The sequence below is a fragment of the Geomicrobium sediminis genome (genome assembly GCF_016908595.1).
GTDB classification, from domain to species: domain Bacteria; phylum Bacillota; class Bacilli; order Bacillales; family Marinococcaceae; genus Geomicrobium_A; species Geomicrobium_A sediminis.
This window is the reverse complement of the sequence record NZ_JAFBEC010000005.1, coordinates 210,846-224,794: the sequence shown is the minus strand read 5'-3', so window position 1 is coordinate 224,794 and position 13,949 is coordinate 210,846. Positions and strand designations below refer to the sequence as shown.

The following is a 13,949-nucleotide window of genomic DNA, read 5'->3' as shown; positions in this document are numbered from 1 at the left end:
GTCATTTGAATATTCATAGCTGTTGTGGTAGAGACGCCTACACCTAGTAAGTGAATGATGAGTATCTAGACCTCCCTAAGGGGAGGTTTTTTATATGATTTACATTGTTAACAGAAAATTTATACAATTATTGGTTTATTTATCACAAATTCAAATGACCTCAACATTCAACCGTTACACTAACGTTGATCATATTGATGGAGGGATCATATATGTTGACGTTGGCGTTAATAGGGGATTTGCATTATCCAGTTTTAGAAAATGAAAGTATCGAGTTTCAGACGACAAGAGAACGATTCTTCAGTAAGTTTATGAATGAATTCTTACGTATCCCTGCTGATTATCATTTGTCCATCGGTGATTTGACGCACCATGGGAAACAGGATGAATTTAAGCAAATCTATAACGAAATTACCTCAACAGAAGCAAATTGGAAGCATGTGCTTGGCAATCACGACCTGTATTCACTACGTAAGAAAGAAGTTGAAGTGTTAATCAATCAACCTCGTTACCAAGCCTTTACGACGGAAGAAGGGTTGATTGTACTTCTTGATACGACAAGGGAAAGGCGACCTGATGATTGGAGTGGAATTATTGATCTTGAGCAGTATGAGTGGCTTGAGAAATTGGTCCATGAACATACTGACCTTCCGATCTTCGTGTTTGCCCATCATCCGTTATACAATACGACGACTCGTTCTGCTGAATGGAATGGATCGATTGTTCGTGAGGATGCTGTTCACCAACTGCTTACGTCACATAAACGTGGAGGCTATTATTTCTGTGGTCATTGTCACGTACATTCCATCTTCAAACAAAATCAATGGAGCTATATCCAGACAGCAGCGGTGTATGATCATCCAGTTGCAAGGTTGGTAACGATTCATAATGGAAGGCTCGATACGAGTCTTTATGAAATTGGGGATGATCAACTCCTTAAGGATGCTCAATTTATTCACCACAACGTGTACAAACAAGAAACGCCATTCCATACACTCGGACGTTATGAAGATCAAAAACGAACGCTCAGTTTATCTTAGGAGGTGAGCAGATGGCAGAGATTCGTTTTGAAAACGTAAAGAAGACGTATGGTGAAGATACAATTATCCCAGATATGAACATGACGATTAAAGACGGTTCTTTTACGGTCATTGTAGGTCCATCGGGTTGTGGGAAATCCACGACGCTTCGGATGATTGCAGGACTTGAAACACAAACGGAAGGAAACATTTACATCGGTGATCGACTCGTTAATGATGTGAGTCCTGGGAAACGAAACGTATCGATGGTATTCCAAAATTACGCACTATATCCAACGATGAGCGTGAAAGGCAATATTGAGTTTGGATTGAAAAACCGTAAAGTTCCGAAAGCAGAACGACAGAAGCTAATTGAAGAAGTCGCAGAGATCGTTGGTCTAACTCCTTACTTAAATAAGAAGCCTCAAAAATTGTCAGGAGGGCAACGTCAACGTGTGGCACTCGCTAGAGCCATGGTGAAAAAACCAGATGTCTTTATCCTTGATGAGCCGTTGTCGAATCTTGATGCGAAATTAAGGCAACAAATGCGTTCCGAGCTCGTTCAACTCCATGCCAAGCTTGGAACAACGTTCGTGTATGTCACCCATGATCAAGTAGAAGCAATGTCTATGGGGGATGAAATTGTGTTATTAGATCAAGGGGAAATTATGCAGATGGCACCGCCACTTGATTTATACAATTATCCAGCAAATCGCTTTACAGCACAGTTCATCGGTACACCACCAATGAATCTTGTGTCCGTCGATCAGTTGCCATCTGCGGGTTTTAGTGAAAAAGCTGTCGAACAGATTGGTTTTCGACCAGAAAAAGCAAAATTACGACATTTCCCGGGAAATGATCAGTTTTCAATGCCGTGTACGATTTTAAATCGGGAGACCCTCGGTTCAGAAATCATTTATCAACTGGATACGTTCGCAGGGAAGTTGTATGCGAAGACGTTTAATGAACCGGTCGTTGACGATGAGCAACTAGTTGTATCGGTTAATAATGAAGATATTTATTACTTTAAAGAAAACGGTCGTTGCATCGCGCCATACCTCAATCGGGAGACTCCAATTAAAGTGAGGAGTACAGTGTAATGAGTCGTTGGTTGGAACGTTTTCGACCGTATCTAATGGTCGCTCCTGCGATCATCGTATTCGTTTTGTTTTTTATCTATCCGATTGGCTATATGATTTATTTAAGTTTTCATGAATGGGACTTTATTAGCCCGGACAAACAATTTGTCGGGCTAGATAATTTCGCTGGATTAAGCGAGCATCCCGAATTCCTGAAATCACTAGAGAATACGTTTGTGTTTACGTTTTTTAGTGTGGGGATTACGACAGTCTTAGCACTTCTACTGGCCCTTTGGATTAATCGTCCGACAAGGTTCTATGGATTTGTTCAAGGTGCGGTTTTTAGTCCACATATTATATCACTCGTATCGATCGCCATGCTTTGGATGTGGTTAATGGACCCTCAATACGGACTTCTAAACTGGGGCCTAGAAATGTTTGGTCTGCCTCAATCAGAATGGCTTGCTTCACCTGAAACCGCGTTGTACTCCATTATTCTTGTCGCAATTTGGAAAAGCATTGGGTTCAATACACTGATCATTATTGCAGGGTTACAGAGCATTCCGCCTCATTTGTATGAAGCAGCAGCATTAGATCAGAGTAGTCGGTTTACGTCATTTGCGAAGATTACATTTCCGATGATTTCACCGACGTTGTTTTTCTTAATTATTATGAATCTAATTGGGAGCTTTCAAGTATTTGAAACGATCGACATCATGACGCAAGGTGGACCACTTCAATCAACCAATACGCTCGTCTATTACATTTATGAATACGGGTTTCGCTTCTTCCAACTCGGTTATGCGTCATCAGCAGGTGTCATCTTACTAATCGTTCTATCGATATTAACGGTTCTTTATTTCTTCCTCATGAGTAGGAGGGTGCATTATCAATGAAAACGAGTCGCTTTGCTTTAAAAGGATTAAATGTACTCGGTTTGCTCATCGTCATTGCGATCTTTGCCACACCATTTGTGTGGATGGCAGTGACCTCGGTTAAATCGTTAAGTGAAACGATTACGTTTCCGCCTGTATGGATTCCTGAGACGATTCGTTTTGAGAACTTTGCGCTCGCATGGGATTCTGGTCCGTTTCTTAGGTATTTTGTGAACAGCCTTATCGTTACCTTGTCGATTCTCGTGTTGCAATTGTTCACGATTGTGCCTGCTGCTTACGCGTTTGCAAGGTATCGTTTTTTTGCAGATCGGGTGTTGTTTGCACTCACGATGATTACATTAATGATCCCTACTCAGCTAATCTTTCTTCCAGTGTATTTGCAATTTAGCTCTTGGGGTCTTTTGGATACACATCTAGCGTTGATTTTACCGTTTGCTGCCAATGCGTTTGCGATTTTTATGCTTCGACAGACGTTCAAACAAGTCCCAGAAGAGTTGTTGGAAGCCGCTCGCTTAGACCAAGCGAGTGAATGGAAAATTATGTATATGGTTATGGTGCCGATGGCAAAGCCGACGATTATTACATTGTTGTTATTTAGTTTTATTACGCATTGGAATGATTATTTTTGGCCGCTCGTTATGACGACAACGGACGCTAGCCGGACGTTGCCGGTAGGAATTTCTGCGCTTACTAACGTTGAAGGTGGTGTTGCGTGGCACATTATGATGGCCGGCAACATGATTCTCGTTGTACCGATTCTGATTATCTTTTTTATCGCACAACGTCATATTATTCGTGCATTTGTGTACACCGGTGTGAAATAACGTAAAAGGAGGCATCATCTGATGCGAAATTATCCACTAGCATTTGCAATTGCTTCATCAGCAGCACTTATTCTTGGAGGTTGTACAAATGAGTCAGAGGAGAGTGCTGCACAGTCAACGCCATCTGGAGACGGTCCGGTAGAGATTGAATTTTGGTATGCGTTTGGTGACAAAATTGGTGAGAACAACGAGGCGCTTGTTGAAGAGTTTAATGCTTCTCAAGATGAGATCGTCGTTAATGCCCATTATCAAGGGGATTATGCTGATCTTCACTCACAGACACAAGCAAGTGTTGCTGCAGGGAATGCGCCTCACGTCACGTTAAATGAAATTGCATCGATGGGGGCGTTTGCTGAGGCAGGAATGACCGAGGATTTGACACCTTACATTGAAAATGATGATGTAGACTTAGATGACTTTGTCGAAGGGTTGATGGGCAATTCCTACGTCAATGATGGCATTTACGGATTACCATATTTAAGAAGTACACCGATTCTTTACTTAAACAAGACGTTATTAGAAGAGGAAGGGTTGGACCCTGAAGGTCCACAAACGTGGGAAGAATTTGAGCAATACTCAGAAACGCTATCTAATGATGAAGGTCGAGTGGGGATCACACTGCCAGTTAACGTCTGGTTCTACGAGGCTTTTGTTAAGCAAAGCGGTGGATCGGTCTTAAATGAAGATGAGACAGAAGCTAGCTTTAATGAAGCACCTGGCGTTGAAGCAGTCGACTACATTAAAGGGATGTATGACAGTGGGAGCATTAAAGTACCAACAGGTGATGAAGCAGGTCAAATCGCATTGCAAGACTTCTCAAATCAACAATCTGCAATGGCGTTTAGTTCAACAGCAGATCTAACGAATTACATGTCCATTGCCGAAGAAAATGGCTTTGAATTAAATACTGCATTTATGCCGAAGAACGAACAATTTGGCACGCCTACAGGTGGCGCGAATCTCGTTATGATCTCGAGTCATCCTGAAGAAGAAAAAACAGCTGCTTGGGAATTTATCAAATGGATGACTGAGCCAGAGCAAACGATCACAGCTAGCCAAAACACGGGGTATTTACCAATGAGACAATCTGCCATTGAAAGTGATGAGATGCAAGCTTTGTATGAGGAAGTTCCACAATTTAAAGTTGCTGTAGACCAATTAGAATATGCTGGACCAAGACCATTAAACGCTAACTATTCAGAAGCACAAAACATTCTAAGAGACGCAATTACCTCTGCACTCATTCAAGAAGACGTTACTACTCAAGAAGCTCTTGATGAAGCGACAGAACGAATTAATGGGTTATTGAACTAAAGGCAGAAGGAAGGAGAGACAGTCTACATGTCCCTCCTTCTTTTGTGTGTAAAAATATTTTTCATACGGTTTTTCGATCATTTAGTTGATCGGACTTGTTCAGGAGCAATCTAGAACCCTTTGATACATAAGGAGTTTCTACTGACCAACATTGTTTACGATGCAACATAGGTTTGCTTTTGGAGAAAAAGGTTTCTGTAGACCCACTTGATTTGGCTTTGCTAAGCTTCGATTACAAGATTGTGAGGGTGGGGAGTAGCGATGGAACAAAAGCGTTATTCTGATTTGAAGCGCGGTGAGCGAGGGGCATATTTAAGTTTAGTCACCTATATTTTACTAGCTGTTGTAAAGATTTGGGTTGCTTACATCACAAGTTCAGCCGCTTTACGAGCAGATGGTCTAAACAATGCAACGGATATTATCGTTTCAATCGCAGTTTTAATCGGATTACGTATTGCGCAAAGACCACCAGATCACAATCATCCGTACGGTCATTTTCGCGCAGAAACAGTCGCATCACTTGTCGCATCATTTATTATCATGCTGATCGGTTTGCACGTACTATTTGAAGCAATGATGAACTTGTTTTCAGGAGAAGTGGTCAAGCCTGATCCAACAGCGGCTTGGGTCGGGACCGTGAGTTTCATTGTAATGATGGGTGTGTATCGCTACAACGCCAAGTTAGGAAAACAAATCAAAAGCCAAGCAATCCAATCTGTTGCAAAAGACAACCTATCTGATGCGCTCGTTAGTGCTGCAGCAACGTTAGGAATTTTAGGTGCACAGTTTGGATTGCCATGGTTAGATGTTGTGTTGGCGGTCATTTTCGGTGGAATTATTTGTAAGACGGCCTTTGACATTTTTCGTAAAGCAACGTATCACTTAACCGATGGTTTTCAGGAGCAGGAGTTACAAGCTTTTCGAAATACGATCTTGTCAATCAGTGAAGTTGAACAAGTCAAAGAAGTGAAAGCGCGTTATTATGGAAGTAGTAGTGCAGTGGAAGTCGTCATTGCAGTTGATCGTAGACTTGATATTGTCGATGCGCATAACATTTCAACAGCTGTCGAAAAACGAATGATTGAAGAACATGAAGCGATAGGTGTCCTCGTTCACGTTGAGCCGTCTTGAGTCTTTTCCAATATACGTTTTCGTTTATGCGCTTCAAAATCCCATTTTGACAGGAATTTCTTAGCGGAATCGTAGCCCGATTGGTAAAGGAAGGCAAGCATGTCTTCTGATAGATCAAAGTCAGTAGCAGTAATATCGCCGGTTGGAATTTTAATCGTACGATCTGAAGTGGATGCGGTAAAGTACTTCATATCATGAGCTTGCATCATCGTTTTGAAGATGCTTTTGGCAAGGTGAATGGGAGTTGCAATCGTTGCTTGTACATGAACTTCATCTTTGACGAAATGGAAACCGAACGTTGGAAATTCAGGATTTTCACGGTCAAATAACCAAATTGGAAAATTACTCAAAATCCCTCCATCAATAATATAGGATTTTTTAGCGTTGTTTGTACGCCAAACGACAGGACGATAAAAGAATGGAAGTGACGTACTCATCGCAACCGCTTTTGAAATGTTGAACTGCTCGATATCAATGCCATAACGGTCCAGGTCATCAGGAAATACAATCATTTGACCGTTTGTAATATCTGAGGCAATGATTTTTAGTCGTTCTTCTGGTAAGTCTGCAAAGGTTTGCACACCTTTAGATAAAAGACGTTCATGAATCCATCGCTCCAAGTAATCGTTGTTATAGAATCCTAAATGAACAAATAAATGAATTACGTTTCCAATAATCGGAATGCGATTGAGCCATGTGCGTCCTTTAAGTTGGTGGTAGTCAAAGTCGAGTAATAGCTTACGAATTTCTTGACTTGAGTATCCAGCAGCAAGGAGCGCAGCGATAATTGAGCCGACTGAAGTGCCTGCTAACCGGACCCATTCAACATCATGTTCTTCCATTGCTTGAAGGGCACCTGCAAACGCAATCCCACGAATGCCTCCACCTTCAAAAACGCCATCAGCTTTCATAGAGTTCACCTCATTTTTTTTAGCATATGCTCATCCCATAAAGGTAAATGCAGAAAGGATATGCAACATTTTATCGAGAAATGGGTGAAAAGGTTGTCAAATTACATGAAGAATGAATAAGAATCCACATTTGAATTATTAATTCAAATGTGGGTTATAAATCCAACGGTAACGCCTTTATCGTAAGCGCTTTCATTTGGTATGGATTTTGCATCTACTGTAATGCAGATAGAAAGGAGGAGGATGAAGTGAGTAGGATAAAGCTTGGAGTTGGATTACTTACATGTAGTTTATTGTTAAGTTCTTGCCAGTTAGGCGGTGAACGTAGCGATTATCAACATGCACACATTTCAGGACCGACAGGATCTGGCTGGTACCCTCTGTCGACATTATTCTCTGATATATGGCTTGATGAAATTGATGAACTGCAGGTGACTGTTGTTGAGGGCGGAGCAATTGGGAACATTCGTGAAGTTAACACAGCACGAGACGTACAATCAGGGTTTGCATTTGCTTCAGATTTTATTGACGCACTGAATGGTCGAGGTGCTTTTGAAGGGGAACCTCAGGAAAATGTACGAGCACTTGGCGCTTTTTACCCGACGATGTGGAATTTCGCGGTACTTGAGAATAGTCCGTATGAGTCACTTGATGATGTGCTCTTGCATGGGGCAGATGCGATCAATGGTAACCCTGGTGATGCAAGTGAGGCGACATTTCGTAGGGTGTTTGAAGCGATGGGGTATGACCATGAAGTTTTAGAAGAAGAACATGATGTAGGCATTAGTTATGGGGGTTACGGAGATGCAGCGAATCAGCTCCGAGACGGTTTGATTGATCTTACGGTACAGGGTGGTGGGCCAGGAGTGCCCGCGTTAACAGAAGTTGACGCAATGCGTCCGCTCAGGTTGTTAGAGATTCCAGATGAAGCGCTTGAAGCACTCGAAGAAGGTGGTTACGGCTATTCTACCGATTTAAGCATTCCAGCTGGAACGTACTCGAACCAGACGGAAGATGTGAATACAGTCGCAAGTTGGGCGATGATGGTCGTTAATAAAGATATGAACGAAGATCTCGTTTATGAGATGACGAAACAAATCTGGGAACACGTTGAACGAGTTCAAGAAGAACAACCGAGTCGTGGTGCATGGTTTGATCCTGAGATGGCAGTAAGTGTAATTGATGACCCAGAGGAAAATTTCCACCCTGGTGCACTTCGTTATTACGAGGAGGTCGGTGCATTTGAAAGGGGGAATGAGTCGTGACGAATAAACTAAAGCTAACGCCAGACGGCAAGATTGATTTAAAAGTAGCTGAAGAAAAGAACAACACCGATATTGAACGCGCGTTTAAGAATCCCGACGGAGAAGTTGGTTGGAGACGAATTCGCCGCTTTATTATCGCTGCGATTGCCATCGGTCTTGCTATATACGTTCTTTATTATGCAGCGTATGGTGGATTCCCTGCATGGCAACATCGCGCCATCTTCACCTCAATCGGATTAATTCTCTGCTTTGCTTGTTTTCCGTATAAAAAGGGAAAGCCTCAAGGGCATTTGCTTTTTGATGTGTTGCCGTTACTGTTATCAATCTTCTTACTGTTTCATGCATACTTTGCTTATCCAGATATTGCATTGCGTCAAGGAGCGTCTTCGACATTTGACCAGATCGTTGCAACATTAATGGTCTTTTTAATTATCGAAGGTGTTCGCCGTACAATCGGTCACGCAATGGCGGTTTTAGCCCTCTTCTTTTGGGCTTACATCTTCATTGGTCCGCTTTTTCCGGGTATTCTAGGCCACCAAGGCTTTAGCTATGGAAGAATGACGGATGCATTGTTTATTACGACCAATGGTATTTTTAGTGACCCTATTTATGTTGCTTCTACTGTACTTATTATCTTCTTGATTTTCGCAGCGTTTATGATGCGTACAGGAGTTGGGCAGTTTTTTATTGAGTTTGCCTTTGCGTTAACAGGTCGTATTCGTGGGGGCCCGGCATTGGCATCAGTTCTTTCCAGTGGATTGCTTGCGACCATTACTGGGAATGGGGCAGCAAATGCTTCGATGACAGGCCCATTTACAATCCCGCTCATGAAGCAAGTAGGCTATAATCGTACATTTGCTGCTGGTGTAGAAGCTGTATCTTCTCAAGGTGGACAAATTATGCCACCAATTATGGGGGCAGCAGCCTTTGTTATGGCAGAGTTTACAGGAATTCCTTACATTGAGATTGCGGCTTACGCATTAATACCAGCGTTGTTGTTTTTCACTGTAGTAGGTGCTGTAATCTATTTCCAAGCAAGAAGACTCGGATTAGAAGGTATACCAAGAAAGCAACTACCGAATTTGAAACATATTCTACTAACAAAAGGGTATTTAATTATTCCACTCGTGCTAATCATCGTGTTAATGGTGTTAGGAACGAGCCCGATGAGAGCAGGGCTTTGGGCATTAGGTTCAGTTATTGTACTTAGTCTATTCAGAAAAGAAAGTCGATTGAATTTACTCTCTGTTTTAGCTGCACTTGAGGCAGGAATAAAAAATGCAATTCCAACTGTGATGGCTTGTGCAGGTGCAGGGATAATTGCAGGCTCGGTTATTATGACCGGACTAGGAATGAGTTTCTCTAGATTCGCCATTGACTTGTCAGGTGGTCAGCTTCTTCCTATGCTTCTTATGATTATGATTGCCTGTATCATCCTTGGAATGGGTATGCCAACGGTGTCTGCATACGTCATTTTAGCAACAGTAGCAGCAGGTGCACTCGTACAACTCGATGTTCCAGTAATTGTTGCACATTTCTTTGTGTTCTATTTTGGGATCTTTTCTGGAATTACGCCACCGGTTGCGATTACGTCCTTTATTACGGCCGGGATTGCGGGTAGTAATCCACTTAAAACGTCTGTTTACTCGTTACGAATTGGGATGGCAGGATTTATTTTACCGTATATGCTTGTCTACAATCCTGCACTTTCGTTAGAAGGAAGTACGTTTGATATCGTGTTCGGTATTTTCACAGCAACGTTAGGACTTGTTGCCTTTGCTGCCTTTGTTGAAGGTTGTGTGTTAAAACGAGTGAACGTCGTCGAACGCTTAATTCTTCTTGTGTCAGCGATCTTGCTCGTATACCAAGAGATTTATACTGATTTGATTGGAATTGCACTCGTTATTGGAATCTTTGTCTATCAATGGAAGAAAGGCAATTCGACAGATCTTAAGGCGGGTAAGCAAGCACTTAACCAATAACTCAATTTTGACTTGACTGACGTTTTCTATTTGCAGAGCGATGGCTATCTTAGGGTGGCATCGTTTTTGCATTATGTTTAATTAGATTCAGATTATTTGAGGAGGAATTTTTGATGGACTTTAAATTAACAGAAGAAAACTTACAAATGAAAACGATGATTCGTAATTTCGTAGATAAAGAGGTTGATCCTTACGCGAATGAAATCGAAGAAAGTGAAGAAATCCCCGCTCATCTTCTTGAAAAGGCTAAAGAGCTCGGATTATTCGGTTTAAGCATTCCTGAAGAGTACGGTGGAATCGGCTTAAACACTGTCGGGAAATGTACGGTCTTAGAGCAGCTAGGCAGAACACATAACGCTTATGTATCATTAATTGGAGCACATACTGGAATCGGAAGTATGGGAATCGTGCGCCTTGCAAACGAACACCTCAAGGAAAAGTACTTACCAGACCTAGCATCAGGCAATAAAATCGCTTGTTTTGCTTTGAGTGAGCCAGGGGCTGGTTCTGATGCGACGAACCTTTCAACGACAGCTGAAAAAAGAGGCGATCACTGGATTTTAAATGGGACAAAGCATTTCATTACGAATGCCCCGTTTGCGGATGTTTTCACTGTCTTTGCATTGACTGATCGTGAAAAAGGCGCCAAAGGAGGCATTACAGCGTTTGTTGTTGAACGAGACTTCCCGGGAATTACAATCGGTAAGCCGGATAAGAAAATGGGACTTAGAGGTTCAAAAACAGCACAAGTTGTCTTTGAAAACTGTGAAGTTCCAGTTGAAAATGTAATTGGTGAAGTAGGCATGGGGTATGTTAGTGCTTTGACAATTCTCGGTGAAGGTCGAGTTGGTCTTGGTGCTCGTTCCGTTGGGTCATGTGACAAACTTATTGAGTTATCTACAGAGTATGCGCTCGAGCGTAAGCAGTTCGGAAAGCCGATTGCTGACCAACAAGCGGTGCAATTTATGCTCGCTGATATGAAAACGGAAACAGAAGCTGCTCGTTCTTTAACCTATCGTGGTGCTTGGTTACTCGACCAAGGAGAAAAAGCGATTCAAGAGTGTTCAATGGCGAAACTATTCGCAACAGATGTGTACAACCGTGTTGCTGATAAAGCAGTTCAAATCCATGGTGGTATGGGTTATATGGCAGAGTATCCTGCTGAACGTTACTATCGTGACGCAAGAATTACGAAGATTTATGAAGGGACGAATGAAATTCAACGAGTAATCATTGCAAAGCAGTTACTTAAACAACAAGCAAAGGTTACGAACTAAATGAATCCATCCGTAACGAAACAGAAAAGCGTCATCGATCAAATACCAGAAGGTTCTTTGTTTCAGTTTTTAGAAGAGAGTGCCGTAACGTATGGGGATCGCATTGCGGTCATTGATGATGGCAGAGAGTTCACGTATGATACGCTCTACAAACAGACACTACACTTGTCGTCACTCCTTGCATCTAAAGGAGTGACCCAAGGTGATCGTGTCATGCTCATGCTCCCAAACTGCGTCGAATATGTCCTTTCTTATTATGCAGTTCTTCGACTCGGTGCCATTGTCGTACAAGTGAACCCAGGTTATCAGCGCGAAGAGTTAAGTCATATGTATTCGATTGCTGAGCCTTGTTTATGGATTGGGGAGTCGATTCATAAAGAGAAGGTTGAACCGTTGAAGCTACAGTGTTTATTCGTTGACGAAGAACTAAGCACAGGTACAAATGAAGATCTTGAACGTGTCAGCCTACCAGAAGTGGCAGTTAATGCAAGTGAAGATGTTGCTGTCATTCAATTTACTGGTGGGACGACGGGCATTCCGAAGGGGGCGATGTTAACGCATCGCAACTTAATGGCCAATGTTGTTCAGACGTTTGCCTTTGCACATGGCACGTACGAACGGGGCGAAGAAGTGTTTTTAGGTGTATCGCCGTTTTATCACGTACTCGGTATGTCGAGCGTGATGAATCAAGGTTTGTACGCGGGTGCTACAATTGTAACAATGAGAAAATGGAATGTGGAACAAGGCTTACGTTTAATTGAAACGTATGAGCCGACGTACTTTCCAGCCGTTCCGACGATCTATATTAGTATTTTAGACTATGCAAAAGAGCATCCCGTCAATTTAAAGAGTTTCAAAGTGATGACGAGTGGCAGTGCGCCTATGCCTGTAGAAATCATTCGTCAAATGGAGAGATTAAGTGATGGTGGTGTTATTTCAGAAGGCTATGGATTATCAGAGTCGTCTCCAACGACACATCGTAATCCTTTTATCGGTCTAAGAAAAATCGGTAGCATCGGTATTCCACTACCAGATACTGAGTGTCGCATTATTCATGTCGATCATGGCGTGGACCTTGGAATAAATGAAGCAGGGGAACTACTTATCAAAGGTCCTCAAGTGATGAAGGGCTACTTTCGAGACGTAGAGTCAACCGCGATGCAATTGCAAGATGGATGGCTCGCAACCGGTGATATTGCAACCGTCGATGAAGATGGTTATTACTACATTGTCGGACGAAAGAAAGAAATGGTCATTGGTAGTGGTTATAACATTTATCCAAATGAAGTCGAAGATGTTCTGTATACGCATGAGTCCATTCTCGAAGTTAGTGTGTACGGTGTACCTGACCGTTACCGCGGTGAAACGTTAGCAGCATCTGTCGTCTTGAAAAAAGGAACAGCACTCACAGTAGACGAGTTAAGAGCATGGTGTAAAGAACGCCTTGCCGCCTACAAAGTCCCCAAAATGATTGAGTTTCGTAAAGAATTGCCGAAAACAAACGTTGGTAAAGTATTACGACGCAAGTTAGCTGAAGAACACCGTGAACGCCTTAAAGCGAATGGTAATTAAAAAGCTTTAGCGCGAAAATATGGAGTCACCAATGATAAAGTACGTTGGTTGATTGTAATAAATAAAAAAGCCCAGTTATGGGCTTTCAGGCTGTTGAGAGTCTTAAATGTACCAAATGAGTACTCGTAAATGAGTAAGCGGCTTCTGTGGCTACGCTTGCCGCGGGCGTTGCCTCAGCTATCGTGCTTCGCACGATGATCTTCGGCTAACGCTACTCCCGCAGGCGTCTTCGCCACGACAGCCGCTTTTATACGGCATGTTGAGTTTACAAAAGCAAAAGTAAAATGTATAACTTCAATACTTTGAAATCTATAAGTTCATTAACTCTTCACTTCATTTATACAAGAACAGCACTTTTTTCGACACTCTGAAAGCCCAGTTATGGGCTTTTTTATTTATTACGGGGGTATACTTTGTTAGATACAAATACTCCAATGAAAACACCAAGTGTAGTAATTATGACGGTTATAATTGTATGGTACGGTGACGGGAGGTCAACTAAATAAAAGAAAGGAAACCCTAGCACTAGAAACACAAACCCTGCTGTTAGTGCTGACACTCCTGCTGGGGTTTGAAATGCGCCACCCCGTTTATTCGTCATAAGTATCGCTCCTTACTCCTACATTAAGTATCGTTTCTGAAGTTAGTAATCAGCATACCATAAGAATGAGAGTTGCGA

Annotated in this window: 12 protein-coding genes; 10 read left to right on the top strand and 2 right to left on the bottom strand. The window is 42.2% G+C overall.

What is annotated here, in order from left to right:
• Window positions 1-212 precede the first annotated feature (212 nt).
• The 6 genes from JOD17_RS10170 (at window position 213) to JOD17_RS10145 (ending at window position 6,263) form a co-directional block, all read left to right on the top strand.
• Window positions 213-1,040: a metallophosphoesterase family protein gene (locus JOD17_RS10170; RefSeq protein ID WP_204697489.1), complete on the top strand. Its 828-nt coding sequence runs from the start codon at window positions 213-215 to the stop codon at window positions 1,038-1,040.
• A gap of 11 nt (window positions 1,041-1,051) precedes the next feature.
• Window positions 1,052-2,119, top strand: a complete 1,068-nt coding sequence (locus tag JOD17_RS10165) for an ABC transporter ATP-binding protein (RefSeq protein WP_204697488.1) — start codon at window positions 1,052-1,054, stop codon at window positions 2,117-2,119.
• Window positions 2,119-2,994: a carbohydrate ABC transporter permease gene (locus JOD17_RS10160; protein WP_204697487.1), complete on the top strand. Its 876-nt coding sequence runs from the start codon at window positions 2,119-2,121 to the stop codon at window positions 2,992-2,994. Before JOD17_RS10165 ends, JOD17_RS10160 begins: the two co-directional genes overlap by 1 nt.
• Window positions 2,991-3,818: a carbohydrate ABC transporter permease gene (locus tag JOD17_RS10155; RefSeq protein WP_204697486.1), complete on the top strand. Its 828-nt coding sequence runs from the start codon at window positions 2,991-2,993 to the stop codon at window positions 3,816-3,818. Before JOD17_RS10160 ends, JOD17_RS10155 begins: the two co-directional genes overlap by 4 nt.
• A gap of 21 nt (window positions 3,819-3,839) precedes the next feature.
• Window positions 3,840-5,132, top strand: a complete 1,293-nt coding sequence (locus tag JOD17_RS10150) for an ABC transporter substrate-binding protein (RefSeq protein ID WP_204697485.1) — start codon at window positions 3,840-3,842, stop codon at window positions 5,130-5,132.
• 261 nt (window positions 5,133-5,393) lie between these two features.
• Window positions 5,394-6,263 carry a cation diffusion facilitator family transporter gene (locus JOD17_RS10145; protein WP_204697484.1) on the top strand — a complete coding sequence of 290 codons (870 nt, stop codon included), beginning with the start codon at window positions 5,394-5,396 and terminating at the stop codon, window positions 6,261-6,263.
• On the opposite strand, the gene JOD17_RS10140 is transcribed toward JOD17_RS10145, so the two are convergent.
• Window positions 6,245-7,174: a patatin-like phospholipase family protein gene (locus tag JOD17_RS10140; protein ID WP_204697483.1), complete on the bottom strand. Its 930-nt coding sequence runs from the start codon at window positions 7,172-7,174 to the stop codon at window positions 6,245-6,247. The two genes, JOD17_RS10145 and JOD17_RS10140, sit on opposite strands and share 19 nt — an antisense overlap.
• Before the next feature lie 248 nt (window positions 7,175-7,422).
• On the opposite strand from JOD17_RS10140, the gene JOD17_RS10135 reads away from it, so the two are divergent.
• From JOD17_RS10135 to JOD17_RS10120, 4 genes are all read left to right on the top strand, one after another.
• Window positions 7,423-8,439 carry a TAXI family TRAP transporter solute-binding subunit gene (locus tag JOD17_RS10135; RefSeq protein WP_204697482.1) on the top strand — a complete coding sequence of 339 codons (1,017 nt, stop codon included), beginning with the start codon at window positions 7,423-7,425 and terminating at the stop codon, window positions 8,437-8,439.
• Complete coding sequence (locus tag JOD17_RS10130; RefSeq protein ID WP_204697481.1) at window positions 8,436-10,421, top strand: TRAP transporter fused permease subunit; 1,986 nt, start codon at window positions 8,436-8,438, stop codon at window positions 10,419-10,421. The genes JOD17_RS10135 and JOD17_RS10130 overlap by 4 nt, the downstream gene beginning before the upstream one ends.
• A 113-nt stretch (window positions 10,422-10,534) precedes the next feature.
• The gene (locus tag JOD17_RS10125) at window positions 10,535-11,698 is read left to right on the top strand and encodes an acyl-CoA dehydrogenase family protein (protein ID WP_204697479.1); all 1,164 of its coding nucleotides are present in this window, start codon (window positions 10,535-10,537) and stop codon (window positions 11,696-11,698) included.
• The gene (locus tag JOD17_RS10120) at window positions 11,699-13,270 is read left to right on the top strand and encodes a long-chain-fatty-acid--CoA ligase (protein WP_204697478.1); all 1,572 of its coding nucleotides are present in this window, start codon (window positions 11,699-11,701) and stop codon (window positions 13,268-13,270) included.
• A 391-nt stretch (window positions 13,271-13,661) separates the two neighbouring features.
• On the opposite strand, the gene JOD17_RS10115 is transcribed toward JOD17_RS10120, so the two are convergent.
• Window positions 13,662-13,871 (bottom strand): hypothetical protein, encoded by a 210-nt coding sequence (locus JOD17_RS10115; RefSeq protein WP_204697477.1) that lies wholly within the window; start codon window positions 13,869-13,871, stop codon window positions 13,662-13,664.
• Between the last annotated feature and the right edge of the window lie 78 nt (window positions 13,872-13,949).